General features: G+C 52.2%; 27 protein-coding genes. 6 read left to right on the forward strand and 21 right to left on the reverse strand.

Features of this window, described 5'->3' with window-relative positions; all coding sequences use genetic code 11:
* Window positions 1–64 precede the first annotated feature (64 nt).
* From INP77_RS01400 to flgL, 4 genes are all read left to right on the forward strand, one after another.
* The gene (locus INP77_RS01400; RefSeq protein WP_194747497.1) at window positions 65–1150 is read left to right on the forward strand and encodes a flagellar basal body P-ring protein FlgI; all 1086 of its coding nucleotides are present in this window, start codon (window positions 65–67) and stop codon (window positions 1148–1150) included.
* A gap of 13 nt (window positions 1151–1163) precedes the next feature.
* On the forward strand, window positions 1164–2240 hold the full coding sequence (gene flgJ / locus INP77_RS01405; RefSeq protein WP_194746919.1) for a flagellar assembly peptidoglycan hydrolase FlgJ: 1077 nt from the start codon (window positions 1164–1166) through the stop codon (window positions 2238–2240).
* Window positions 2241–2342: 102 nt separating this feature from the next.
* On the forward strand, window positions 2343–3986 hold the full coding sequence (gene flgK, locus INP77_RS01410) for a flagellar hook-associated protein FlgK (RefSeq protein WP_194746920.1): 1644 nt from the start codon (window positions 2343–2345) through the stop codon (window positions 3984–3986).
* Window positions 3987–4026: 40 nt separating this feature from the next.
* On the forward strand, window positions 4027–4932 hold the full coding sequence (gene flgL / locus INP77_RS01415) for a flagellar hook-associated protein FlgL (RefSeq protein WP_194746921.1): 906 nt from the start codon (window positions 4027–4029) through the stop codon (window positions 4930–4932).
* Between the two features lie 108 nt (window positions 4933–5040).
* Here flgL and fliR read toward each other — a convergent pair whose 3' ends face one another.
* The 13 genes from fliR to fliF all read right to left on the reverse strand — a co-directional run bounded on the left by fliR (window position 5041) and on the right by fliF (window position 16612).
* Window positions 5041–5808: a flagellar biosynthetic protein FliR gene (gene fliR / locus INP77_RS01420; protein ID WP_194746922.1), complete on the reverse strand. Its 768-nt coding sequence runs from the start codon at window positions 5806–5808 to the stop codon at window positions 5041–5043.
* 18 nt (window positions 5809–5826) lie between these two features.
* A complete protein-coding gene (fliQ, locus tag INP77_RS01425) occupies window positions 5827–6096 on the reverse strand; it encodes a flagellar biosynthesis protein FliQ (protein WP_194746923.1) in 270 nt (89 codons plus the stop codon).
* A 23-nt stretch (window positions 6097–6119) separates the two neighbouring features.
* On the reverse strand, window positions 6120–6884 hold the full coding sequence (fliP, locus tag INP77_RS01430; RefSeq protein WP_255521171.1) for a flagellar type III secretion system pore protein FliP: 765 nt from the start codon (window positions 6882–6884) through the stop codon (window positions 6120–6122).
* Window positions 6885–6995: 111 nt separating this feature from the next.
* Window positions 6996–7517, reverse strand: coding sequence for a flagellar biosynthetic protein FliO (gene fliO / locus INP77_RS01435; protein ID WP_228518638.1), 522 nt, complete (start codon window positions 7515–7517; stop codon window positions 6996–6998).
* A gap of 21 nt (window positions 7518–7538) precedes the next feature.
* The gene (gene fliN, locus INP77_RS01440) at window positions 7539–8024 is read right to left on the reverse strand and encodes a flagellar motor switch protein FliN (RefSeq protein ID WP_228518639.1); all 486 of its coding nucleotides are present in this window, start codon (window positions 8022–8024) and stop codon (window positions 7539–7541) included.
* Entirely contained in the window at window positions 8024–9028 is a 1005-nt protein-coding gene (gene fliM, locus INP77_RS01445) for a flagellar motor switch protein FliM (protein ID WP_194746924.1), read from the reverse strand. Before fliM ends, fliN begins: the two co-directional genes overlap by 1 nt.
* Before the next feature lie 15 nt (window positions 9029–9043).
* Complete coding sequence (locus INP77_RS01450; RefSeq protein WP_194746925.1) at window positions 9044–9658, reverse strand: flagellar basal body-associated FliL family protein; 615 nt, start codon at window positions 9656–9658, stop codon at window positions 9044–9046.
* 150 nt (window positions 9659–9808) lie between these two features.
* A complete protein-coding gene (locus tag INP77_RS01455; RefSeq protein ID WP_194746926.1) occupies window positions 9809–11203 on the reverse strand; it encodes a flagellar hook-length control protein FliK in 1395 nt (464 codons plus the stop codon).
* Window positions 11204–11221: 18 nt separating this feature from the next.
* Window positions 11222–11668 (reverse strand): flagellar export protein FliJ, encoded by a 447-nt coding sequence (gene fliJ / locus INP77_RS01460; protein ID WP_194746927.1) that lies wholly within the window; start codon window positions 11666–11668, stop codon window positions 11222–11224.
* A gap of 18 nt (window positions 11669–11686) precedes the next feature.
* Entirely contained in the window at window positions 11687–13168 is a 1482-nt protein-coding gene (gene fliI / locus INP77_RS01465) for a flagellar protein export ATPase FliI (protein ID WP_228518640.1), read from the reverse strand.
* Window positions 13169–13198: 30 nt separating this feature from the next.
* Window positions 13199–13867 (reverse strand): flagellar assembly protein FliH, encoded by a 669-nt coding sequence (locus INP77_RS01470; RefSeq protein WP_194746928.1) that lies wholly within the window; start codon window positions 13865–13867, stop codon window positions 13199–13201.
* A 24-nt stretch (window positions 13868–13891) separates the two neighbouring features.
* The gene (gene fliG, locus INP77_RS01475) at window positions 13892–14887 is read right to left on the reverse strand and encodes a flagellar motor switch protein FliG (RefSeq protein ID WP_194746929.1); all 996 of its coding nucleotides are present in this window, start codon (window positions 14885–14887) and stop codon (window positions 13892–13894) included.
* Between the two features lie 3 nt (window positions 14888–14890).
* Window positions 14891–16612 carry a flagellar basal-body MS-ring/collar protein FliF gene (gene fliF / locus INP77_RS01480; RefSeq protein ID WP_194746930.1) on the reverse strand — a complete coding sequence of 574 codons (1722 nt, stop codon included), beginning with the start codon at window positions 16610–16612 and terminating at the stop codon, window positions 14891–14893.
* Between the two features lie 276 nt (window positions 16613–16888).
* Here fliF and fliE point away from each other — a divergent pair, with 276 nt between their 5' ends.
* Together fliE and INP77_RS01490 are read left to right on the forward strand one after the other, a co-directional pair.
* Window positions 16889–17254, forward strand: a complete 366-nt coding sequence (gene fliE / locus INP77_RS01485) for a flagellar hook-basal body complex protein FliE (protein WP_194746931.1) — start codon at window positions 16889–16891, stop codon at window positions 17252–17254.
* 64 nt (window positions 17255–17318) lie between these two features.
* On the forward strand, window positions 17319–18914 hold the full coding sequence (locus INP77_RS01490; protein ID WP_194746932.1) for a tetratricopeptide repeat protein: 1596 nt from the start codon (window positions 17319–17321) through the stop codon (window positions 18912–18914).
* 73 nt (window positions 18915–18987) lie between these two features.
* Here the strand turns inward: INP77_RS01490 and INP77_RS01495 are convergent, their stop codons facing one another.
* The 8 genes from INP77_RS01495 to INP77_RS01530 form a co-directional block, all read right to left on the reverse strand.
* Window positions 18988–19266, reverse strand: coding sequence for an EscU/YscU/HrcU family type III secretion system export apparatus switch protein (locus tag INP77_RS01495; RefSeq protein ID WP_194746933.1), 279 nt, complete (start codon window positions 19264–19266; stop codon window positions 18988–18990).
* Complete coding sequence (locus INP77_RS01500) at window positions 19253–20389, reverse strand: flagellar hook-length control protein FliK (RefSeq protein WP_194746934.1); 1137 nt, start codon at window positions 20387–20389, stop codon at window positions 19253–19255. Before INP77_RS01500 ends, INP77_RS01495 begins: the two co-directional genes overlap by 14 nt.
* Window positions 20390–20722, reverse strand: a complete 333-nt coding sequence (locus INP77_RS01505; protein WP_194746935.1) for a flagellar protein FliT — start codon at window positions 20720–20722, stop codon at window positions 20390–20392.
* A gap of 1 nt (window position 20723) precedes the next feature.
* Entirely contained in the window at window positions 20724–21212 is a 489-nt protein-coding gene (fliS, locus tag INP77_RS01510) for a flagellar export chaperone FliS (RefSeq protein WP_228518641.1), read from the reverse strand.
* A gap of 24 nt (window positions 21213–21236) precedes the next feature.
* Window positions 21237–22925 carry a flagellar filament capping protein FliD gene (gene fliD, locus INP77_RS01515; protein ID WP_194746936.1) on the reverse strand — a complete coding sequence of 563 codons (1689 nt, stop codon included), beginning with the start codon at window positions 22923–22925 and terminating at the stop codon, window positions 21237–21239.
* Between the two features lie 30 nt (window positions 22926–22955).
* Complete coding sequence (locus INP77_RS01520; RefSeq protein WP_313989278.1) at window positions 22956–23306, reverse strand: flagellar protein FlaG; 351 nt, start codon at window positions 23304–23306, stop codon at window positions 22956–22958.
* A gap of 70 nt (window positions 23307–23376) precedes the next feature.
* Complete coding sequence (locus INP77_RS01525) at window positions 23377–24177, reverse strand: flagellin (protein ID WP_194746938.1); 801 nt, start codon at window positions 24175–24177, stop codon at window positions 23377–23379.
* An 818-nt stretch (window positions 24178–24995) separates the two neighbouring features.
* A complete protein-coding gene (locus tag INP77_RS01530; RefSeq protein ID WP_194746939.1) occupies window positions 24996–25799 on the reverse strand; it encodes a flagellin in 804 nt (267 codons plus the stop codon).
* Between the last annotated feature and the right edge of the window lie 24 nt (window positions 25800–25823).

Below are 25823 nucleotides of genomic sequence, written 5' to 3' on the forward strand. Positions count from 1 at the left end.
ACGCCCCCGCAACGCACGCACCCTGTTACGGTCTTTTTATGACTACAGAAAAGAACTGTTATGCATGCTGTTATTGCTCAGCGTGACCATCGTCAACACCGATAATGCCCACGCAGAACGGATCAAAGACATCAGCAACATCCAGGGCGTGCGTAGCAACCAGTTAATTGGCTATGGTCTGGTCGTCGGTCTCGATGGCACTGGTGACATGACAGTACAAACCCCGTTTACCGTCCAAAGTATCATCAGCATGATGAACCAGCTCGGTGTGACAATTCCACCCGGGACCAACCTGATGCTGAAAAATATTGCCGCCGTCATGGTCACCAGTGCCCTGCCCCCTTTTGCGCAACCAGGACAAACACTGGATGTGACCGTTTCCTCCATGGGCAACGCCAAAAGCTTGCGGGGGGGTACCTTGCTGATGACACCGCTCAAAGGTGCAGATGGCCAGATTTATGCCATGGCGCAGGGTAACCTGGTGGTCGGCGGGGTCGGCGCTTCAGCCAATGGCAGCCAGGCCCAGATTAACCATCTGAGCGTGGGCCGGATTTCTGAAGGGGCGACCGTAGAACGCGCGTTGCCAAATACCCTGCTCAGTCAGGATATTGTTAAGCTTGAGCTTAAAGAAAGTGACTTTTCAACCGCCAATAACGTCGTGGAAGCCATCAATAAAAAGTTTGGCCCGATGACTGCGCAAGCCGAGAGCGGCCGCGTGATCCAGGTTCGGCCACCTGAAAGCATGAGCCGTGTCTCATTTTTGGCCAATCTCGAAACCATTAATGTCGCGCTGGCGGCAACGCCTGCCAAAATTATTCTTAATGCACGCACCGGCTCCGTGGTCATGAACAAGGCCGTGACACTGGATAGTTGCGCCGTCTCGCATGGCAACCTGTCAGTGGTCATCAATACCTCACCGGTCATCAGCCAGCCTGGCCCATTCTCTAACGGCCAAACGGTGTCTACTGCAGTGTCTGAGATCAATATCAACAAAGAGCCTGGCAAAGTGCTCAAGCTCAACAATGGGGCCAACCTGGCAGATGTGGTCAAAGCACTCAACGCCATTGGCACGACGCCGCAGGACTTGCTGGCAATTCTGCAGGCCATGAAAGCGGCCGGTGCATTGAATGCCGAGCTTGAGGTGATTTAAACGGGAGGCGCTCATGCAACCACGTGTCGATCCAAATAGCCTGGCCATAGACGGCAGTGCGCTGAATAGTCTCAAGCGAGCTAAAAATGACTCGCCTGAAACCATTCGTGCAGTGGCACGTCAGTTTGAAGGTATTTTGATGAACATGATGCTCAAAAGCATGCGCGATACCGTCCCGCAAGAAGGCTTTGCCGATAACGAACAAAGCAAAATGTTTACCGGCATGCTTGATCAACAATTGAGTACCCATTTGAGCCAGAAAGGCCTGGGGCTCACTGATGTGTTGGTCAGGCAATTGAGTAAACTCAACGGACATCCCGTGGATACCAACACACCCGCAAGCGGTAACGAATCGGGCAAGGCAAATAAAGCCACTGACAAAGTCAGCAGTGCAACGGTGCAGAGCGCAGCCCCCACCTATGCCCAAGCCGTGCTGGCACAAGCAACACAAAAAATCCGTGAAGCGTATCAACAATGGGAAGCTGCTGATACTCAGTCCACAGCGCCAGCCAGCGATACCGCCTGGGCACGTGGCATCCCGGAATTGCCGCCTTTGATTGAAGAAACACAAGCCAATGTGCAAGGCTTTACCCTGCCCCAGGCGCCGTTGGCGACCGCGATGCGTGAAGTCGCTGGCAAAACCCAGCAATTCATTCAAAGCATGCTGCCACATGCGCAGGCAGCCAGTAACGCATCTGGCATTCCGGCCAAATTCATGATCGGCCAGGCTGCACTGGAAAGCGGCTGGGGTAAACATGAAATTAAAACAGAGAATGGCGTCAACAGCCATAACCTGTTCGGCATCAAGGCTGATGCCAGCTGGAAAGGCAAAGTCGTCAGTAGTACCACCACCGAGTACGTGAATGGCGTCAAGCAAACCAAAGTGGAAAAATTTCGGGCCTACGACAGCTACAGTGACGCATTCAAGGATTACGCCAAAATGATTTCGCAAAATCCGCGCTATCAACAAGCCATGAATAACACGCATGATGCCAGCGCTTATGCCCATGCGCTGCAGCGTGCAGGCTATGCGACTGATCCGCAATATGGCAAAAAACTGACGCAAGTGATTAATCATTTGCGAAGTTGAAATTAAAGTATTTGAAAACATTGCCGTTAGGCAACTTAATCGTGATGTTGATGACCGTTTTTAAGCGTTCATCCATCCGCTTGCCCGAAAGGTCTATAGCATATGAATGTATTAAACGTTGGGAAAAGTGCGCTGACCGTCGCTCAGCTAGGCATTGCAACCACGGGACATAACATTGCCAATGCATCCACGCCTGGATACAACAGGCAGTCCATTGTTCAAAAGGCGGCAGCCGCACAAAGTTTTGGTAACGGTTATCTTGGTCAAGGTGCCGAGGTTGGGACCATCGTACGTTCCTACGATGACGTGCTGGCCAAACAAGTGATTAATACAACCAGTAACCAAAGTTCAAGCTCGGTATATTTACAAGGCATTAATGAAGTCAATAGCCTGCTGTCTGATGACAAAGCCGGCGTGAGCGCGGTGATGACCAACTTTTTCAGATCTGTCAGCGCAGCGGCTGCGAACCCTTCGGATATTGCCACCCGGCAAACGGTCATTTCCAATGCGCAATCCTTGGTGAGCCGCTTTACCGCAGTCAATTCGCGTCTGGATGAAATGCGTTCCAATATCAATACGCAAGTTTCAACCAGTGTGGCAACCATTAACAGCTATGCCAGCTCTATTGCGGATCTGAATGAAAAAATCAAGCAAGCGTTTAGTTCAACTGGTAATCCGCCCAATGACCTGATGGACCAGCGTGACTTGCTCGTCGCAAAAATCAGTGAACAGATCAAAACGACAGTCCTGCCACAGCAAGATAACACTTACAACGTTTCCATCGGCAATGGCATCCCGATTGTACTGGGCAATCAATCCCAAGACCTGTATGCGGTACCCAATGACACGGATAGCACCCGACTTGAAGTCGGTTATGGTGCTTCTGGCTCGCCTAAACCCATAAGCGGCTCTCTGACGGGCGGCGCATTGGGCGGCGCATTGCAATTCAGGGATGAAACGCTAGACACGGTACAAAACCAGCTGGGACAACTGGCGATTACCTTTGCCACGGCGTTTAACAACCAGCACAAACAGGGCACAGACCTGACCGGTACCGTTGGCCAGAATATGTTTAATATTGCTGGTCCGGTCGCGATCAGTAACCGTAATAATACTGACCAGAGCAAACAGGCGTCTGTCGCGATCACGGACCCTTCACAACTGACCAGCAGTAACTACACCCTGGAGTATGTGAATGGTCAGTACAATATCACGCGCCAAAATGATAAGTACGTCTGGACAAATGTGACCTTGCCATTCAATCAGGATGGCATCACCATTAACACGAATACCAGTTCACCGACCAATGGCGACTCTTACCTGATTAAGCCTACCCAGTATGCTGCCAGCGGATTGACCCTGGCGGTAACGGATGTGGAAAAGCTGGCATTGGCCGACAACCCTTCTAAAGGGGAAAGCGACAACACCAATGCGCTAAAACTGGCTGATTTACAGAATCAGAACTTCGTCAGGGTAAATGCCAGCTCTACCAACAGAACCTTTGCACAGGCTTATGCCCTCACCACCAGTGCGGTGGGGATTAAAGCCAACCAGATGAGCATCATTAACCAGGCCGACAAAACTGCGCTGGATAATGCCACCTCGGCCATGCAGTCACAATCAGGGGTCAACCTGGATGAAGAGGCTGCCAACCTGCTACGCTATCAGCAAGCGTATCAAGCGGCAGGCAAAATGATGCAAATCGCCAGTAATATGTTCGATACCCTGCTAAGTCTGGGCAGATAAATTCAGAACTGGGTAAATCACATCGAGTAAGGATGTCACTATGAGATTAAGTACAAATACGATCTATGCCAATGGCACCAACCGCCTCATGGGCCTACAAAGTGACGTGAATGATCTGAATGAAAAAATTTCTTCAGGCAAGAAAGTCCGCTCGCCAGCGGATGACCCGGTTGCCTCTGCCAGGATTATCGAGATCAACAATAACAAGAGCATGAAGGACACTTTTGCTGAGACGCGAAAAACGGCCAGCAGCATGCTCGAAAACTATGAAACCAATTTATCGTCCGTGACTGACCTGGTGTTGAATATCAAGAGTTCACTGACGGCCGCGGGTAACGCCACCTATAACGATTCACAGCGCCAAAGTATTGCGACTGAGTTGCAAGGCCGCCTGGATAGCCTGATCAGTCTGGCCAACGCCAAAGACTCCATGGGTAATTTTATCTACTCAGGATTTACTACAGATAAGGCGGCATTTACCAGTGCGGGTGTTTTCCAGGGGGAGACCTCGCGCATGAATTTGCAGATTGACGATAACCGGACCATGCCGACCACGTTTACAGGTGATAGCGTGTTCAATGCCAATGGCAATAATTTATTTGCCAACATGCAACAGGCAATTACGTTGCTCAATACACCGATTACTGATGCAACATCGCGCACCAACTTCACCAATGGCCTGGCAACTGCTCTGCAGAATACAGACAAATCCCTGGACAGCATTCTTGATACCAGAGCGCAAATTGGTAGCCAACTCAATGAAATCCAGATTCTGGATGACACAGGCGATGATATATCCCTGCAATACTCTAAGGTACTTTCCGACTTGCAAGACCTGGACTACACGCAAGCACTGTCTGACCTGGCTAAAAAGAATACCATTATGGAAGCCGCTCAGAAGTCGTTTGTTTCGACCTCTAAATTGTCACTGTTCCAGTTTATTTAATTCAGACCGGTATCGCACTGATTTTTAGCCGATCGCTTACCAGCGATCGGCTTTTTCATGGATCAATCCAAACAATACGTCTAAAGCGCGATTGGTAAATCAGTGAGACTAATGCAGCACTTGCAGCATGTATTGCTGCGCATCGATCATCCAGTCCTCGACCGGATGAATCAGGGAAGGTAATCCGAGCAAAATCATGATAAACCCGACCGCGATGGTGATTGGAAAACCCATGGCAAACAGGTTGAGTTGAGGGGCGGCTTTGGTTAATACGCCCAGCGCCATGTTGGTAATCAGCAGACTGGCAATCACGGGCAAAGACATCAGCAAGCCTTGCGAGAAAATATGACCTCCAATGCTTGCAATCGCCTGGCTATTCAGTTGCCAGTGCGTCATGCCTATCGGCATGGTTTCAAAACTCTGCATCATCACCGCAATGACAATCAAGTGCCCGTCCAGGCTCATAAACACCATTAAGGTCAGCATGGTCAGCATCTGGGCGACGGCGATGGTTTGCCCTTCGGTATGCGGGTCATAAAAACTGGCAAAGCCCAGCCCCATGCTCATCCCCATCATAAAGCCAGCCAGCTCAACGGCAGTGAACATGAGCCGCATGACAAAGCCCATGCTGATGCCGATCAAAAACTGCGCCAGTAATGAGAACAAGCCTTGCCATGACAGCACAGCAATATTAGGCACCTGGATGCCAGGCACCAGTGCCAGCGTAATGATAAAGCCGATTGTGAGTTTAATGCGGTTGGGAATGGAGGGATGACTAAACAACGGCACCACGGCAATGCAGCCGAGGATACGTGTCAGCGGCCAGAGAAACTGTACCACCCATTGCTGCAGGTCTGAGTCATGAATCGTCAGCATGTGGTGAGGCAGTCCTCGTTAATTGACCAGCTGTGGAATCATGGTAAAGATATGGTGCATGTAGTCCACCAGCGTCATCAGCATCCAGTGCCCGGCCAATAGCAAGATCGCCATCACCCCTACCAGCTTGGGGATAAAAGACAAGGTCTGCTCGTTGATTTGTGTGGCCGCCTGAAAAATACTGACCACCAGACCAATGATCAGCGCAGTGCCCAATACCGGCGCTGCCACCAGCAAGGTGGTCTGCATGGCTTCACTGCCCAAGGTCAGGACTTGTTCTGGACTCATACAATACTCCAAAAAGAAACGAGTTAGAGGACAAAGCTTTGCGCCAAAGACCCCAGGATCAATTGCCAGCCGTCTACCAGCACAAACAGCATCAGCTTGAAAGGCAAAGAGACCACGGCCGGTGACATCATCATCATGCCCATGGCCATCAAGATACTGGCCACCACCATATCAATAATCAGAAACGGGATATAAATGGCAAAACCAATCTGAAACGCCGTTTTCAGCTCACTGGTCATAAATGCAGGCACCAGAATTCTGAGCGGGACTTCTTCTGGCGTATTGATGGACTCACTATGGGCCATATTGGCAAACATGGCCAGGTCGGTCTCGCGCGTTTGCTTGAGCATAAAGGTTTTAAGCGGCAAGACACCGCGTTGCAGCGCTTCCTGCATGGTGATTTTACTTTCGGAAAGCGGCTGGTAGGCATCGGTATAAATCTTGTCAAATACCGGCCCCATGACAAAAAAGGTAATAAACAAGGCCAGGCCTATCAATACCTGGTTAGACGGTGCAGACTGTGTCCCCAACGCCTGACGTAACAGCGACAGCACAATCACAATGCGCGTAAAACCGGTCATCATGAGCAAGGCGGCTGGAATAAACGTGAGTGCAGTCAGCAGAATGAGCGTTTGCAGGCTCAGTGTATAGTCCTGGCCACCCCCTGGCGCCGGCGTCACCGTGCCGATGGGCAAGCCCTCTGCCGCCAGACTGCCTGATGACCACAATAGCAGCAGTGCGATTGGCAGCATGACTTGCAAAGACTTGAGGATGGAATGTAAACGCATGCAACAATACCCGTCACTGACTTGCGCCATCCTTGGACAGCACAAGCTCTAAAATAAGTTAGGGATAGTCTACGCTGGGGACAGCCCAATCAAAGGCTGGAAATAAGCCACTCAAGGCTTGTTTTTGAAAGATTTGACTTTGTCTTGCAAGGTGGCCTGCATCGCCTGTTGCAAACGCACGGCAAAAGAAGCTTGCGGATCAACAATCGCTTGAGCAGAGATCGCCTGGGCAGAAGGCTCTGCCGCCTGCGTGCTGTCGGATGCAGCCGATTCAGTGGCAGTCGGACTCACCTCACCCAACGCGGTCATTTGCCCACCATGCAGCCCTACCACCAGCCAGCGGCCACCCACTTCAAGCACCACCACCCGCTCGCGTGGGCTCAATTGCAAGCCGCCAACCTGCCTGATCACACCAGCTTTTGAATAGCCTTGCCCAGGCAGGACGCGGCGCAAGAACCAGGCAACCGCCGCAATCGCCAGCAAGACGATCACCGTGCCCCACACCATACGGCCCAAGGTATCGCCGGTGCTAGGGGCTACCGTGGCAGCCGTTGTTGTCGCGGCAGCCAGGGCGAGCGGCGAAACACTCCAGCTAGCCACGGCGGCCAGCAGCCATTTGCATGCATGCATCATACGCATCAGTATCCCGGAAAGTTAGCGGTTCAGTTTACGGATACGTTCTGCGGGGGTAATGATGTCGGTCAGGCGGATACCAAACTTGTCGTTCACCACCACCACCTCACCTTGTGCAATCAGGCAGCCATTCACTAATACGTCCATGGGTTCACCCGCCATGCCATCCAGCTCAACCACAGAACCTTGCGCCAATTGCAGCAGGTTCTTGATCGAAATCTTGGTACGGCCCAGCTCTACAGTTAGCTGTACCGGAATATCCAGAATAAAATCAATATCGTTCTGGGTGCCTTCGAGCTTGTTGCTGCTGCTAAACTCGTTGAAGACGGCGGCCTTGCCTATCGGCTCTTGCAATGCAGAGGACTCGGCTTTGGTTTGCTCGGCCAGGGCCGCGCCCCAGTCATCCTCGGCAATGGTTTGCACCCCCTCCGACTCAGGCATCCCCATGCTGGCCAGTGCGGCATCCAATTCCTCTTCATTACTACTTGTCGCGGGATCCATTGCCATTATGACTCTCCTTGCAATTGTTCCTGACTACTACCGTCAGCACGTATCATTTTTTCCACCTTGAGCGCATATTGCCCGTTAAACACGCCATAACGACACTCCATAATGGGCACGTTATCGATTTGTCCTTCTACCGTATCCTGAATATTCACAGGAATGACATCCCCCACTTTTAACGCAAGCAGGTCTGCCACCATCATCTTGCGTGTGGTCAGATTGGCCACAATTTCGACTTCTGCCGCCTGGATTTGCTGGGTCATCATTTTTACCCAGCGTTTGTCACCGCCAAGGTTCTCGCCTTGCAGGGACGAGGTCAACAAGTCCTTGATCGGCTCCACCATGGCATAAGGCACACAGAAATGGATTTCACCACTGTTAGGTCCAAGCTCCACATTAAACGTAATCGCCACCACCACTTCATTCGGCGTGGCAATGCTGGCAAACTGGGTATTCATCTCCGAGCGCAGATACTCAAACTGCACCGGATAAATAGGCGCCCAGGCTTTCTGGTAGGCATCAAACAAGATATTCAGCACGCGTTGAATAATCCGCTGCTCGGTTTCTGTGAAATCACGCCCCTCCACCCGGGTATGAAAGCGGCCATCGCCTCCAAACATATTATCCACCAGCAAAAAGACCAAGGTAGGATCCAGTACCAGCACACCCGTGCCGCGCAAGGGATTCATGTGGATCAAATTGAGATTGGTGGGGACCACCAGATTACGGATAAAGTCCGTGTATTTGATGATCCTGACCGGCCCAACCGAGATTTCGACCGTACGCCGCAGAAAATTGAACAACTCAATACGCAGCAGCCGGGCAAAACGCTCATTAATGATCTCAAGCGTGGCCATGCGCCCACGCACAATGCGCTCTTGCGTGGCCAGGTTATAGTTGCGAACACCAGACTCATCCTTGCTGGATGCATCACTGTCATCGTCGCCCTCGACCCCTTTAAGTAAGGCGTCGATTTCGTCTTGTGATAAGAATTTATCTGCAGACATGGTTATTCTCAGGCATTACTGAATCACAAATGAAGTAAACAACACCTGTTTGATCTTGAGTTGTTTACCCCCCTTTTTCAAAGGTTTTTTCAGTTCTGCCAGCAGTTCTTCGCTGAGCTGAGCTTTGCCCTCAGGCGTCGCAATATCCGATGCTTTTTTACTGGTGAGCAACATCAATACACGGTTACGCATGAGCGGCATTTGTGCCTTCATTTTGTCGGCCAGTGCGGTGTCTTTGGCTTCAATGGTCAGGTCCAGTTGCAAAAACTTTTCATCGGGATCAGGCAGCAAGTTTACGGTAAACGTTTCAAACTGCAAGTAGGCCGGGCCCGCACCCGCTTCACCATGGCCACCGCCACCACCGCTTTCATGCTCTTCCTCTTCTTCATCGGCTGCGGCCTCTTCCTCTTCGCCCTCAGCAGCACTTTCTTCGTGGCCATCTTCTTTCTCGGCCTTGCTACCATGCTTACCTTTGGCCTGATGCGCTTCAGGTTTTTTCATCAGGAAGAAGGCTGCTGCGCCGCCGCCAGCGGCTAACGCCAGCACCACGGCCAGGATCACAATCAGTTTTTTCTTGGATTTGGGGGCGGCCTCTGCTGCACCGTCTGCTTTTGCTGGTTCTTGAGCCATGACACTACCTTTCTTACTGTAAAACCTTGACGATATATGGTGTCATTATGCGGAGAGCGCCCAGCAAAACATTGCCGGATAAAAGGGGAAAATCAGCGTTAAATCGACCTTTATGCTGGGTGAGGCATGCTAGCCAGCCTGGAGCAATGCTTATACAAACGTATCCACCAAGCCACGTACCACACGTGGCTGGACTGCCGTTTGCGGTGCGATCGCCGTGTCTGACTCAGCCCCAGGGGCTGCAGTCCTTGCAGAATCACGGCTGGATTGCTGTTCAAAATGCTGTTGTGCCTGCTGCCCGTTGCCAACAAAGGTCTGGCCCAGTTGCAAGCCCTGGGACTGCATGCGATCACGCAGATCCTGCATGCCATCTTCCAGCGCCTGGCGCACCAGAGGGTTATCCGTGATAAAACTGGGATTCACTGACTGGTTATCGACCTTTAACACCACCTGGATGGGCCCCAAATCCGGGGGCGACAATGTCAGGCTGGCCACTTCGTCGCTCTGGCTAGCCATCTGCATCACATGCTGGTTAATTGCGGCTTGCCAACGGTCATCGGTAAACGGCGTCGTAATCTGGGTGGTGACCACCTGGCTCAAATCGGTCACGCCAGCCGATTGCAACCAGGGCGTCTGCGGCATGGCCTCTATCATGGGCGGCGTGGTCAATGTACTGGCGCCCTGCGTCGTTTCATGCACACGCACGGCCTGCTCCATGACTTTCGGCAAGGCAATCTCCGCGCTGGTCGATTTGGCGTTATTCAACAGCGCTGTAAAACCTTCCGCCGTCTTTTCTGATTTGGTGGATAGGCTTGAGAGCTGCTTACCGTCTGGCACAACCGCGGTCGCTGCTGTCAGCGTGTCTTTGTCGGTGGCTGGCGTGATCTGCAACTCATTCGTTATTCCGTGTTGGCTAGAGGCTTTATCGAAGCCAGCGGCTGCAAAGCGACCGTTACTAAGGGTCAATGCGCCCCCTTCGGCTCCACCTTTTGCAGCCTCTGCGGGCTGATTGGCCCGCATCGCAAGCATGGTCTGCATCCATGGCATGATGCCGGCAGCCGCAGCACTGGTATCCTCAGTCGTACCAACACCGGTTTTTTTCTGGTCAGGTTTGGCATCGGTCAAACTGGCAGGGTCAATTACCCCCACAACAGGAGAGACCACGCTAGAAGCCTCTTTGGCGACATTGTTTGCCTGACTGGCGTTCTCGTCTGCTTTGGATTTGGCCGTGGTTTTGACTGCGCGGTGAGGAATATTTTTTTCGGTTGGGGCGACTTCTGTCCCCGTGGCGGCAGTGGCTTTGTCAGCCGGTTCAGTCGGTTCACTCGCCTTATTCGACACAGCACCTTGCTCAGTGTTGCTCTCCGCTTTGGGCGCAGCCGGCTTGTCTTTAGGCGCAGCAGGTTGGGCTTGGGCCATTTGCTGGCGCAAGGTTTGTGAAAACGCATCGGGTGACACCGGCTCCTGGCCGCCTGACGACGTCATGGGCGCTTTAAGCGCCTCTGACGCCTGGGTAGGCAGTACTGGTGAATTAATCAAGGCCATCACATTACTCCCGGCTATTTACCAACGTGCTCGTCTGGCGCGGCTGGCAAATTCGTCCATCATTTTCTGATCACGCTTGTTTTCAGCCTTGGCCTGTGAGGTTTGAGCCCGCGTAATCAAAACTTCATAAGACTTTTGCTTGCGCTGTTTTTCCTGCAACCGCAACCGCTGCTGCTGGACAATCGCCTGACATTGTTCGATTTGAGCATTTTGCGTGCGTACCGCCAATTCCAATTGCGAGAAAAAGCCCTGAAAATTACGGTATAAATCGGCTTTAAGGCCGTTTTGCACTACCTGCTGCCATTGCTGCTCATATTCCTGCTGATATTGCGCCAGCATGACTTGCTGCTGTTGCGCCTGTTCCAGCTGTTGCATGGCCTGGGCCAGCGCCTGCATCGCCGCTTCCACCTCGTCGGCAGCCAACTGGTTAAGCAAGGTCAGGGTTTGGGTGGATTGTTTGGCCATGGGCTCGCTTTAAAGGGGCTATAAGGTTAGCGTGTTGGCTAATTGCTGCAGGCTATGCTGCATATCCGCACACTCATCAATGTCCTGTTGTAAAAAGGCATTGATGTCGTCACGTTTTCTAATCGCGATATCCAGCATGGGGTCTGATCCTGGCTGATAAGCCCCTACCGCGATCAAGTCCTGATTGCGCAGATAGCGTGAGTACCACTGCTTGAGCATGCGGGCGGCCTGTTGATGTTCTTTGCTGGTAATGTTGTGCATGGCGCGACTGATCGACTGCTCGATATCAATGGCGGGGTAATGTCCGCTCTCGGCCAGGCTGCGGTTCAACACGATGTGTCCGTCCAGAATCGCGCGCGCAGAGTCCGCAATCGGATCCTGCTGGTCATCGCCTTCGGTCAACACGGTATAAAACGCTGTAATCGAGCCCTCGCCCCTGGCGCCGTTGCCGGTACGCTCGACCAGTGCCGGCAATTTGGCAAACACAGAAGGCGGATAGCCCTTGGTTGCCGGTGGCTCACCAATGGCCAGGGCAATTTCGCGTTGCGCCATGGCATAACGGGTGAGTGAATCCATAATCAGCAACACATTTTTGCCTTGCTGGCGGAAACGCTCGGCAATGGCCGTGGCATAACTCGCGCCTTGCAAGCGCATCAATGCCGAGACGTCGGCAGGTGCAGCGACCACCACAGAGCGTGCCAGCCCTTCCGGCCCCAGAATCTGCTCGATAAATTCCTGTACCTCGCGGCCCCGTTCACCAATCAGGCCGACCACGATCACATCCGCAGTGGTGTAACGGGCCATCATGCCCAAGAGCACACTCTTACCCACACCAGAACCGGCGAACAGGCCCATGCGCTGCCCCCTGCCCACGGTAAGCATGGCGTTGATCGCACGCACCCCTACATCCAGCGTGTCTTCAATCGGTGCCCGTTGCAAAGGGTTAATCACGCGGCCATTAAGCGGCGCGGTCACATCCCCCGGAATTGGGCCCAGACCATCCAGCGGATTACCGGCTGCATCGACCACGCGTCCGAGCAAGCCATCCCCTACCGGAAAATGGCGCGCTCTATCCTGTGCACGTCGACGTGGCGGGCGGCCAATTTGGGGTTTTGGCACGGTTTCAGCAATTTCCATGCTGAACACCTTGGCGCCCGGGGTCACCCCCTCCAACGCGGTTTGCGGCATGAGCAGCAAATTCTCGCCATCGAATCCCACCACCTCGGCTTCTACCCGGCCTCCATCCTGTAACGGGATAAAACAGGCACCGCCTATTGGCATTTTGATACCGGTAGCGACCATCACCAGGCCAGTCACCTTGACGATACGACCTGCGACTTCAAGCGGGTCGACCATATTGATCAGTTCACTGCAATCGCGCAAATAACTTTGCCAGCGTTGCTCATGCACATTGGACTGTTTGGCAGGCTCATTGGTGACTTGGGGGCTATTGTCAGCAACCGCGTCTAACGTCGGCAGCCCTGAATCTGAAATTGTCATGACGTAGGCTTAAACTAGAAAGTGAAAAACTTATTCGTGGGTGGAGGCAGGTTTATGCCAGTCATCATAGCGTGACAGCCCTTGTACCAGACGTTTCCAGCGGACCTCATTACTGGCATCAATCTGGTTATCTGCCGTTTCAACCAGGCAACCGCCACGTTCGACTTGCAACTCTTCGACAATTTGCCAGCCTTGCTCTTTGAGTGTGTCGCCGATATGACTGCGTAGCACCTGCGCATCATCCGGATGCACAATCAGGCGCGCGGGCTGTCTGACTTGGGGCAAATAGTGCATGGCATCCAGCACGACCGGGAGCACCGCCTGCGGATCGGCCTGCAACTTGGTTTTCATCATGGCTTTGGCCAGATCCAGCGCCAGGCTCAAAACAGACTCGGCAACATGGCTATCCTGAAACGCCAGCGCCTGCTGGAAACTCTGCGCCATTTGCAACAACTGACCACGTTCGTTTTCCAGTTGTGCCTGCGCGTGCTGCATGCCATCGCCATAACCAATCTTGAACCCTTCTTCATAGGCTTCCTGGCGGACTTGCTTGAGAATTTCAGTGACCGTGCGCGCGGCTTCATCGGCCTGTGCCTGTTTGCGACGCACGCTCTCACTGCTATTAGCATCATCAAAACTGGCCATCTCCCAGCGCTGATAGGCACTCATTTGTTCTTTTGGGATTGCTGCAGCCACCATTATGCTTCCTTACACTGACTGGATTTAAACATATTGCTCGCCATCGCCTTTGGCAGCCAGCATGATCTGGCCTTCATCGGCCAGCCTGCGCACAATTTGCAGAATTTGTTTTTGCTGTGCTTCAACCTCAGACAGCTTGACCGGACCACGGCTTTCCATGTCTTCACGCATCATATCGGCTGCACGCGAAGACATATTGCGCAGGAACTTCTCTTTCATTTCATCAGAGGTTCCCTTCAAAGCCACAATCAACATATCAGATTGCACCTCACGCAGCAGCGTTTGAATGCCTTTGTCGTCAATTTCCAGAATATTGTCAAACACAAACATCTGGTCCATGATCTCCTGCGCCATATTGTCATCATAGCTTTTGAGGCCTTCCATCAATTTGGCCTCGTTGTCGCCACTCAGGTAGTTCATGATTTCAGCCGCGGTTTTTACGCCACCTATCGGCTGACGCTTCAGGTTTTCATTGCCTGACAGCATTTTCATCATGCCTTCATTGAGCTCTTTGAGCGCGGCCGGTTTAATGCTGTCGAGCGTGGCAATCCGCAAAATCACATCCTGACGTAAACGGTCAGTAAAATGCCCCAGAATTTCTGCGGCCTGGTCTGCCTCCAGATGTGACAAGATGGTCGCGATAATCTGTGGATGCTCATTCTTGATAAACTCGGACACGCTGAAGGCATCCATCCACTTCAGGCTTTCAATACCCGCGGCATCTTGCGATTGCGGAATCCGGCTTAACAGATTGGAGGCTTTGTCATCGCCAAAAGCTTTGATCAGAACCGAGCGGATATAGGCGTCCGAATCCAGACCGAAGTCACTGCTGCCGGCAAAGTCGACCATAAAGGACTCCAGCACTGCAGTTACCTCTTCACGTGGCACCGGCTTCATTGAGGCCATGACAATGCCCAGCCGCTGTACCTCTTTGGGTGACAAATACTTCATCACCTCCGCCGCTTCGTCTTCACCGAGGGCAAGCATCAAAATCGCGCTTTTAGTCAAGCCTTCAGTCATGGTTTATTTCTCCGCAGTCGCCCAGCTGGAAACCACATTCGCGACCATGCGTGGGTTTTCTTTGGCCACCTGCTTCACGGCCAGCAAGGTTTGATCCATCCGGCCATCATCGCCCGTTAACGCAGGAGGATCGCCACTCAAGGTGACCAGTGCATCTTCACCTTCAGCTGCACTGCCTGCCGCGCCGGCAACCGCTTCACCGCCTGCTGCCGCGTTTTGTGCCGCAGTCACAGCCAGTTGTTTTTTATCCGCGCCAGTCAGTTTGGTGGCCATCGGCTTGAGCAATTTTTTATAAATCATCATCAACACCACCACGCCAGCCAGGAAGCGCAAGGCATCTTTACCATACTCAATCATGACAGGGTCCTTCCACAGCGGTGGCTCAACCAGTTTTTCCTGTGCTTCGGCCACGAACGGGGTATTCACCACAGAGATAGTATCGCCACGCTCTTTGTTGTAGCCCATGGCCTGCATTGCCAGGTCGCTTACCTGCTGCTTCTCGGCCGCGGTCAGTGCACGGTAAGTCGTTTTACCGGTGCTATCCACGACTGGGATGTGATTGACCACCACCGCCACATGCAGGCGCTTGATGCCGCCCTTGGCCTGCTGGATATAGCTCACAGTCTTGTCCAGCTCGTAGTTAGTGGTGGTATCTTTTTGCGTATTTTGTGGCGGGGTTGGGGCAGCAGCAGGCGCAGCATTTTCCCCTTGACCCTGCGCACCAGGGGCATTGATCGGAGCAGTTGCATCTGCAGGCGGCTGGTTAGACAAAGCACCAGGTACCGCGCCGTTGTTGGCGCCGGTATTTTGCGTCTCATGGCTTTGCGCACTGCGAATTGCCATGTCATCCGGCTTGGTGTTGGGTTTATAGGACTCGTTGGCCTGTTCTGTCATCGAGAAGTCAATCTCGGCGCTGGTTTCGGCATGCACATTTTTCGCACCGACGATAGGCGTAATAATGGATTCCACACGGCGAGCAATGCTATTTTGCATATTCTCCACGTAGGCCATCTGCTCTGGGTCTAGGCCACTTTGCTTGAGCTTATTGGCGTTGTCAGACAGCAAATTGCCGTTTTGATCGACCACGGTGACGTGATCGGCAGACAGGTTAGGCACACTGCTTGCCACCAGATGCACGACGGCACCCACTTGTTGCGCGTCTAACCGGCGGCCATTGTGCAGATTGAGCAGCACAGAAGCGGTTGGGTATTGTTGCTCGCGCACAAACACGCTGGGCTTGGGAATCGCCAGATGGATACGAGCAGCCTGCACGGCAGAGATAGACTGGATACTGCGTTCCAGCTCGCCCTCAAGGCCGCGTTGAAAGTTTACCTGCTCAACAAACTGCGACACGCCAAATTTCTGGTTTTCCAGCAGTTCAAAGCCGATGTTGCCGCCTTTGGGCAGACCTTGTGCCGCCAGTTTCAAACGTGCCTGATGTACCATGTCAGCAGGCACCAGAATGGCACCCCCACCATCGGCAAATTGATAAGGGATATTCAATTTATCCAACTCGGCGACGATGGCACCGCCATCCTTGTCAGCAAAGTTGGAGAACAACACCCGGTAATCCGGCTTCTGACTCCACAGCCAGAACACCACCATCACCGCGACCACGGCAGCAATCCCGGCGACCAGCATTAACTTTTGTCCGAGCTGCCCAAACATGTTGGACGCTCCGCCAGACTCATTGCTTGTTGTTAATAAGGCAGCATCAGCAGCCATCTGAACCTCCAATATTACCTACTTGCAGTGACCTGCCTCCCGGCCTGTTGATTGCCGGTCATGCTGCCACCTCTTTTGAACTTCAATATCCTGTCAGGACACTTTCACATGGATCACATTATGCGCTGACCCTGCCTATTCAAATCAGCAAATAAGACGGATTAATGTTGCCTATTTTGCAAAGCAGTCCAGCTGGCGCAATGTTACAGTGCTCACCATGAGATAAGAGGTGATGGCCTCCCCCACGAAACGAGTACAGGATGAAAGGAGACACCTATGAACGCAGGCGGTATTGATGCACAACGCATCTCCTCCATGCTGGCGCAATTACGGGCGGCGGCTCAAAAACCAGAAGGTCTGGGCAACAGTGCTATTGCCAATCCTGTCGCCAAGCCGCCCCAGGCAAGCCCGACGACACAAGTGAGCTTTAGTGATGCGCTGAAATCCTCTCTGGACCAGGTCAACAATATGCAATTGCAGGCCGAACAAATGGGCAAGGATTTTGCCATGGGAAATGACAATGTCAGCCTGTCTGATGTCATGATCTCCGGGCAAAAAGCGAATATCGCCTTTCAGGCCACAGTGCAAGTCCGCAACAAACTGGTCACCGCCTATCAGGACATGATGAATATGCAAGTCTAGGCTTAACTAGCCAGCTGGCGACTGGGCCAGACCATCAGTCCGTTTTAACAGTGAGAAAAGAACAATGCAGGCTCAACCCGTGGCTGGCTTGATACAACACACCCCCTCTGCCCCGCTGATGCGACTCAATGGCACGCCAGTATTGCGGCCATCAGGCAGTACCGCCAGCCACGAGTCACCTGACGCCGTGTTAGCCAGCAACCCCGCGAATGTTCAAGCCTGGTTTCAAAAGGGAATGCTGTTCAAGCAGCAAAAAAACGCCCCGCAGGCCCTGCACTGTTTTAACCAGGCCCTGCATCTTGCGCCTGAGCATGAACCCACACTTATCGAATGCGGCAACTTGCTGTTTGAATTAGAGCAATTTGAGTTTTCGCTCGCCCATCATGAATTTGCTTTACAGTTAAACCCGGCTTGCGTTGCCGCCTTACACAGCAAAAGCCTGATCCTGAGTCGGCTCGGCCGCTATGAAGAAGCCTTGCTCAGTGCAGACCACCTGGTCGGCTATGCACCCACGCTGGCACCGGCCTTATTGTGCCGAGGCAGCATCTTACACGTGCTTGGCCGCCATCATGAGGCCTTGGCCAGCTACCAGCAAATCCCGCTAGCCGATCAGCAGAACGCGTTGTTTTATCTTAATCTGGCCAACCTGTATCTGGATATGCTGGACATTGACATGGCCAGCGACTGTTATCGTCAGGCGCTGGCACTGGAGCCACACAACCCGACGTTGCACTGGAATCTGGCGTTATTCCAGTTGCTCACCGGCGATTATGCGCAAGGCTGGGCCATGTACGAAAGTGGCAAACATGCGCCACATCTGCCCAGGGGACGCCGTGCAGCCTGTGTGCAACCGATGTGGACCGGCGAACAATCCCTGCAAGGCAAGCGTATCTTGCTTTACACCGAACAGGGTCTGGGCGATACCATCCAGTTTATACGCTACGCCAAACTGGTCGCCGCCTTGGGTGCACAGGTCATTATTGAAGCGCAAGCGAGCCTGATTCCCTTGTTGCGCTCACTGGGGCCAGACTATTTACTGATTGCCGCGGGCACCGCTTATCAGGACTATGATTACCATTGTTCGCTCATGAGCTTGCCATATGTCTTCAAGACAGAACTCGGCAATCTGCCTCAGCACACCCCTTACCTGTTTGCCGCGCCTGACAAGGTAAGCCGTCTGCAGATGAGAGATCAGAAAAGATTACGGGTAGGCCTGGTCTGGTCAGGATCCACCACGCATCAGAAAGATCGTTACCGCAGCATTCCGCTAGCGCAGCTGGCGCCGTTGCTGGCACTGGATGCGAGTTTTCATAGCCTGCAAAAAGAAGTCCGCGATACTGACCAGGCTGCGTTAAGCGGGCTACCACAACTCACGCAGCACCAGGCCGAACTAGAGGATTTTAGCGATACAGCTGCGCTCATCGCACACATGGATCTGATTATTTCAGTGGATACTTCAGTCGCACATCTGGCTGGCGCCATGCACAAACCGGTATGGATATTGTTAGCTGACCCACCTGATTTTCGTTGGCTGCTCGCACGCGAAGACAGTCCGTGGTATCCCTCGGCCAGACTGTTCAGAGCCCATGAGCATGATTGGACAAGTGTCATTACAGACGTCAAACAGGCGCTGGCAGAAGTGATTGCAGAAAAATCGTAGACCCAGTAACTCTCTGGCAAAACAGGAGGCGGCAATGTTACTGCGACAAAGTCTCTATCTGAGACTGGCCAGTTTAATGGTCGGCCTGCCCTTGTTCCAGCTTGTATAACCAAGCCAGAATTTCAGCAATCGCCTGGTACAACTGTGGGGGAATATGGGCATCGAGTTCGACCTGCATGAGCAGGTTGAGCATGGCTTGTGACTCATGCACATAGACTTCGTGTTCTTGCGCCAGGGCAATGATGCGTTGTGCGAGCAGACCATTGCCTTTGGCCACCACACGTGGCGCCAAATCCCCGGCTTCGTAAGCCAGGGCCACGGCAGATTGGGTATAAGGCTTATCCTGCTGCATATTGCGGCCTGTGCTGCGCGATTTCTTCACGCACGATTTGCAAGGAATCCAGCTTCACGCCAGAAGCTTGCAAATTCATGGCCAGCGTACTGCGGCCAGATTGCATTTCCTTGAGGCTCGCTGCATCCGTGGGCTGCACACGGACACTAAAGCGCCCGTTAGCCAGCGTGATTCTTACAGCCACCTCGCCCAGCCTTGGCAGCTGCAATTTCAAATTGCTAAACAAACTGTTTAAGGTCGGGTCTTCGCTAGACTGCTGGGAATTTTTGCGCTCACTGACCTGCCACTCCATCATCTGGCCGGGCCAGACTTCACCATGCCAAATCACACGCTGCTGTTCCAGCACCTGTAACTGTTGCGACACCATCTCCGGCGGTACAAAGTGAGGTTTGTTTTGCGGCTCTTGCAGTAGTTGATGCCAGGGCCGGGTGCCCAGCGTCGCCTCTTTCAGGTGAGACTCATAGAACAAGCCCGAGCTATCCAGCGCATGCTTGAGATCTTGCGCCAGCACTTGCGGCTTTTGCGGGCTGTTGCTGACCACGGTTTGTGCCTGCAAGACGGCAGATTGCGACTGAAACGGGCTGGCATCCAGCCAGCGCTGTAGGTTTCTGGCGGGAGAGCTTAACTCGACCAGACTCGATTGCCCGGCCGCATTCTGTACCAGACTTTGCATAGTAGCGGGGTTGTCTGCATGTGGCGTCTCTGCCAGCAACCCAGCTGTCGACAGCCGTGACGTGCCCGCCGCGGAAGACTGCACACCCCAGCGCACTTGCGGATAGCCCTCGGCGTCTTTGCCCTGGCCTTGTGCCAGCCCCATAAACTGCATGTTCAGTGTTTGCTGTTGCGACAAGTAAGCGGGTAATTGCATCTGCACCACCATGGGTGGCTGGTTGGGTAACTGGATTTGCACTTTAAAAGCAGCCAGGTCGGCATTGCCTGCGCCTTTTTGAGCGTTGTCTTTTTGCAAAATCAGTCCGGTAAACTGCATGCCTGGACGCATGCGTTCCCATAAAGGGGCTTCGGCTTGGGTACCTTCCACCGGCATGATGGAAGTGACCGCACGCAAGTTCTCAGTTTCACTGGTAATGAAACGTTGTGAGAGGACTTGCGGGATAGGAATCATCTAAATCACATCCGGTGGGGTGCGTGCATGTAGCTGCGCATCAAAAATCATATCGGTAATGCGATGCATGACGGGATAGAGCAAATTACGGATCTCGCCATCATCGGCCAAAATTTTCTGCACCAACTCCTGTTTGCGCAAATGCTGCGCCTGTGTCAGTTGCTCGGATTGTAAACGCAAGGTTTGTTCCAGCGCTTTGATCACTTCGATCTTGAGCATGTAAGACTGCTCCAGCTCTGTCACTTTTTCCCAGGCATTTTGCTGAGCGGCCAGCAGCATCTGCGCCATGATTTTGGCAGCAGACTCATAAGTATTAATCAGCGCCTTGGACATATCAGGCCCCGGCCATGGCCAAATGTTGATACGCCTGTGCTTTTTCTGCGATCGCCGAGTTTTCCAAGGCATTCTGTTGTGCAAGGCGGCTCATCCCCGATTTTTCCAGCGTTTCCCAGGCGCCTTTCAACTCCATGAGCAACTGCTGAACTTCATAAACTTTAGTACTATCCTGACGCAGGCTCGCTTGCATGAGTGTACGGATCATGTATTCATACAGCTGGTCCAGATTGAGGGCAACCTCGCCCCCTGCACGTTTGTTCAAGCTGGTACGCAAACCGCTTTCAATGATGGAAATGGCTTTGGAGATATATTCACCTTTTTGCGGAATATCCTGCTTTTGAATCGCTTGCTGCGCGCGGATGCAGGCAGTTACAGCACCTTCGTAAAGCATGATCGTCAGCTTGAGCGGACTGGCATCCACGACGCCGGTTTCCAAACCTACTTTGGCGTAGGCATTAATGCCAGATTGTTTCGATCCAAACATCATGATTCTCCTGATAATATTCCGCGATTAGCTATTTTTGCTTATTGCACTCAATTGTTGTGTCAACGCACTGCTCTGGTTTTGCATGCTGCTGAGTAATGCGTCCAGTTTTGCGTACTGGGCACGATAACTTGCTTCAAGGCTTGGCAGCTTGGCGCTCAAGTCATCGGCTTTTTTATTCAATGATTTAATAGACGACTGCAAACCGTCTGTCCTGGTGGCCAACGCAGCATCGGAGTCCAGCCAGCTATCAAGCATGCTACTAAACTCCCCGATTAGGCCGCGGTTGAAAGTCACCGTGCCACGGTCTCCAGTCGCAGCGCCTAAAATACTGAGTTTCAAACCTGCGCTATTCTGACCAAATGCGCCGGTCAGGGTATTACCACTGCCAATCGCATTCACACCATTCAGGGTACCAGCCACATCTTGTGAGCTGCTCCCCGCTTGTGAGATATTGACGGCATAGGTGCCAGAAACTGTTTTATCCCCACTGCTGACGAAGCTGACCAATGGATCGGTACTGCTTGCCGAAGGCGAAAAGATTTTCGCCACATCGGAAGGGCTATTCGCCATCGCTTTCTGAAACTTGGTATCATTCAGCGTCATGACTCCGCCATCGCCCACGGTGACGCCAATATCACTCAAGGTACGGTAGGTACTGGCCGTAGGAGAGATGCGGGACATCATTAATCCGAGTTTCACTGACACGTCACGGGCCACCGAGTCACCCAGCAAAGGGCCATTGGCAGAAGATCCGCCATCAACGAACTTTGTCAGGCTACGCAGACTGGTATTCAGTTTGTTGTAGGCATCGACAAAGCTCTGTACAGAACTTTTAATCGCGCTATTGTCCGTCGCAATCGTCATTGCATTAGGTGTGCTGGTGACCGCCTTCAGGTTTAAGGTCACACCCTCAATCACATCAGTAATGGTGTTACTCGCCTTACTGATGCTCAACCCATCAACAGTCAATAACGCATTTTGTGCAGCCTGAAGCTCACTTAAGTTTTTACCACTACCGCTGGAGGCGGTCGGGTCATAAGCAAAGGTGGACAAGCCGCTACCGTCGGTATTGTTGCCATCGTTATCCGTGACATCAATCTTCAGACTATTGGCTGCACCAGTGTCCATGGAAGTGATCACCAGGCGGTTACCAGTACCGTCATTGACAATAGACGCCGTGACAGAAGCATTTTGTGCGTTAATGGCATCACGGATACCGGACAGGGTATTGTTGCTACTGTCGATATTGACCGTAATCGCATTTTTGCTGCTATTCGCAGTAAAAGAAGCTGCCGTACTACCGTTGGCTGGGGTATAAGTACCAAAGGAAATCTTCAGGCTCCCGGTACCAAAAGTGGTACTGGCATCGCTATAGGCAGACGTGGTAATACGTTGGGAAGTCGCCAGCTGGCTCACCGAAATGCTGTGGTTGCCATTGGTAGCGCTACCATTTGCAGTCGCGCTGATACTGTTTGAATCGGTGAGCGTCACGGATTGCGCATTAAACTTGCCGGCACTAGACAGACCATCCAAAGCTGTTTGGAAGGTACTCAATCCACTTTTCAACGTACCGTACGCAGAGAGTTTGGCATTGTAAGTAGAGACTTGCGTCTTGATCTGGGTAATCGGCTGCTGGGCAGACGTCATCATGGCACTGACAAGAGAGTCAATAGGTAACCCTGATGAGCCCGTTGAGCTTACAATTGATGCCATAATCTAGTCTCCAAATACAATCACAATTCATCACACCGTTTGACGAATGACTAGGCCTCTTAATTTGTCCAGCGTCTTGCTAATGGCCAGCACCTCCTCATTTGGGATTTGCCTGAGCACCTTCTGTGTCTCGGTGTCGACCACTTTCACGACGATACGGTCTGTGTCATCATCAATCGAAAACTGTATGGTTTGCAGCGCAGGCGCCACATAGTCATTCAGTTTTTTTACCGCCCCGGTCAAAGTGGCTTTATCCATCGCTTCGACAGGTTTTTGCTCGCCGCTGGCTTCTGCATACTTCACCAGCTTCAAGCTATTTACTGCAGGCACACCTGTTAATGTGCGGTTACCGCCAACACCATCCATAGATTGAGTCATGATGCTGCTCCTCTGCTTAGCCTAAAATCCACAGAGGGATGCCTCTGTGGATATGATTCAAGTGTCTGAACAATTAACCTCTCAGCAAGCTCATGACACTGTTAGGCAACTGGTTGGCTTGGGCCAGCATTGCTGTGCCTGCCTGTTGCAGAATCTGGTTACGGGTCATCTTCGCAGTTTCTGACGCGAAGTCTGCATCCGTAATCCGGGATTTCGCTGCAGAAATGTTTTCCACGTTCACTTGCAGGCTGCTCACAACGGCTTCAAAACGGTTTTGGTAGGCACCCAGACTGGCACGTGAAGTGTTCACCGCATCCAGTTGTGCATCAATCGCGGTAATCGCTGCAGTCGCGTCTGACACGGTGGAAACGTTGCCACTCACTGAGGCTGCTGTCACTGCACTCACCTGCAAGGTGTCAGCTGAACCAGAACCAATCTGGAAGGTGTAGCCTGAACCGCCAAATACATTCAAACCGTTAAACTGGGTAGATGTACTCAAGCGGGATAATTCTGAAGTCAGCTGTGTAAACTCTGTGTTCAGGTTGGCACGGTCACCAGAACCATAGCTGCCGTTGGCTGCCTGTACGGCCAGTTCACGCATACGTTGCAGGGCGTCTGTCGCTTTGGACAAACCACCTTCTGTCACTTGCAGGTAAGAAATCGCGTCGTTTGAGTTACGAATCGCAACATCACTACCACGAATTTGGGAGTCCATGCGAGTGGCAATCGCCATGCCCGCTGCATCATCTTTGGCGCTATTGATACGCAAGCCGGAAGACAAACGCTGAATCGATTGATTCAAGCCTGTTTGTGAAGCATTCAGGTTACGCTGTGCATTCAGAGATGCAATATTGGTATTAATTACAGAAGCCATGTTAAATCTCCTTTAGAGTCGTATATCCAATGAGTGTCAAATGGGCATGTCATATCAACGTTGATTCACTTGCGACTACGTGTTTGCTATTCAGCGTTGTTATTACTTTTATCGACCTCGCCAGAAATTTCTTTAATGCTGCACTTTAAATTTCTGTTGGGTAGATCATGCACTTGAAACTATTTACGACTCCTCTCGGAAAAACTTTAATATCAAATCATTCATGGCAAATTCAAGCCGTGCAACATGGCTACCATGCCGGTGTCAGCATGGTCATCGCGTCAGCACGACTTGGTCTACTCTTGCGAAAAATCCCGTGTAATTTCCTTCAGTCCTGCAGTCTCCATGAACTCATTTTGTGCCCGCTGCACTCAAGTGAGTTAGCGGTACACCAACATGCCTACTTTACCGTAACCAAGCCAGCATAATTTGGCTAAACAACGACGTTTTTACCTGCTTATCTTCAAAGTCGCACAGACGCTCACTGAGAGATGGAGTACGTTGAAATCAGAGGTGAAAATAAAGGTATTCTTTTTATTTTCAGAAACTTATCGAATTGCTTGACGTATTGTGGATCATGAAACGAAGAAGGGAAATGAAAGCCACTCGGCTGTAGATCAGGCGCAATGTTGCATCCGCAGGACAAACCTGCAATGCCCATGTTGTGACACGCCAGTGCAAGGGTTTATGCTGTTGTGTTAGACCGGCAGATCAGGATGCGTAGCCAGGTGCTGACTGACAATGCTGGCGACTAAAAAAAGAAAAGCGAGCACTTGTCTACACAAATGCTCGCCATGGTTTGAAAGCCTCGAGAAAACTTAGCCTCTGAGCAAGCTCATGACACTGTTAGGCAACTGGTTGGCTTGGGCCAGCATTGCTGTGCCTGCCTGTTGCAGAATCTGGTTACGGGTCATCTTCGCAGTTTCTGACGCGAAGTCTGCATCCGTAATCCGGGATTTCGCTGCAGAAATGTTTTCCACGTTCACTTGCAGGCTGCTCACAACGGCGTCAAAACGGTTTTGGTAGGCACCCAGGCTGGCACGTGAAGTGTTCACCGCATCCAGTTGCGCATCAATCGCGGTAATCGCTGCAGTCGCTGCAGACGCTGTAGCAACGTTGTTGCCGCTAATCGTCGCCGCAGTCACTGCACTCACCTGCAAGGTATCTCCAGAACCAGAACCAATCTGGAAGGTGTAGCCTGAACCGCCAAATACATTCAAACCGTTAAACTGGGTAGATGTACTCAGACGGCCCAATTCTTGAGTCAACTGCGTAAACTCTGTATCCAGATTGACACGGTCACCAGAACCGTAGCTACCGTTGGCTGCCTGCACGGCCAGTTCACGCATACGTTGCAGGGCGTCTGTCGCTTTGGACAAACCACCTTCTGTCACTTGCAGGTAAGAAATCGCGTCGTTTGAGTTACGAATCGCAACATCACTACCACGAATTTGAGAGTCCATACGGGTGGCAATCGCCATGCCCGCTGCATCATCTTTGGCGCTATTGATACGCAAGCCAGAAGATAAACGCTGAATCGATTGATTCAAGCCAGTTTGTGAAGCATTCAGGTTACGCTGTGCATTCAGGGATGCAATGTTGGTATTAATTACAGAAGCCATGTTTTAGTCTCCTTCAGAGTCCTA

Origin of the sequence: Methylophilus sp. 13, from assembly GCF_015354335.1 — a bacterium.
In the GTDB taxonomy this organism is placed as follows: domain Bacteria; phylum Pseudomonadota; class Gammaproteobacteria; order Burkholderiales; family Methylophilaceae; genus Methylophilus; species Methylophilus glucosoxydans.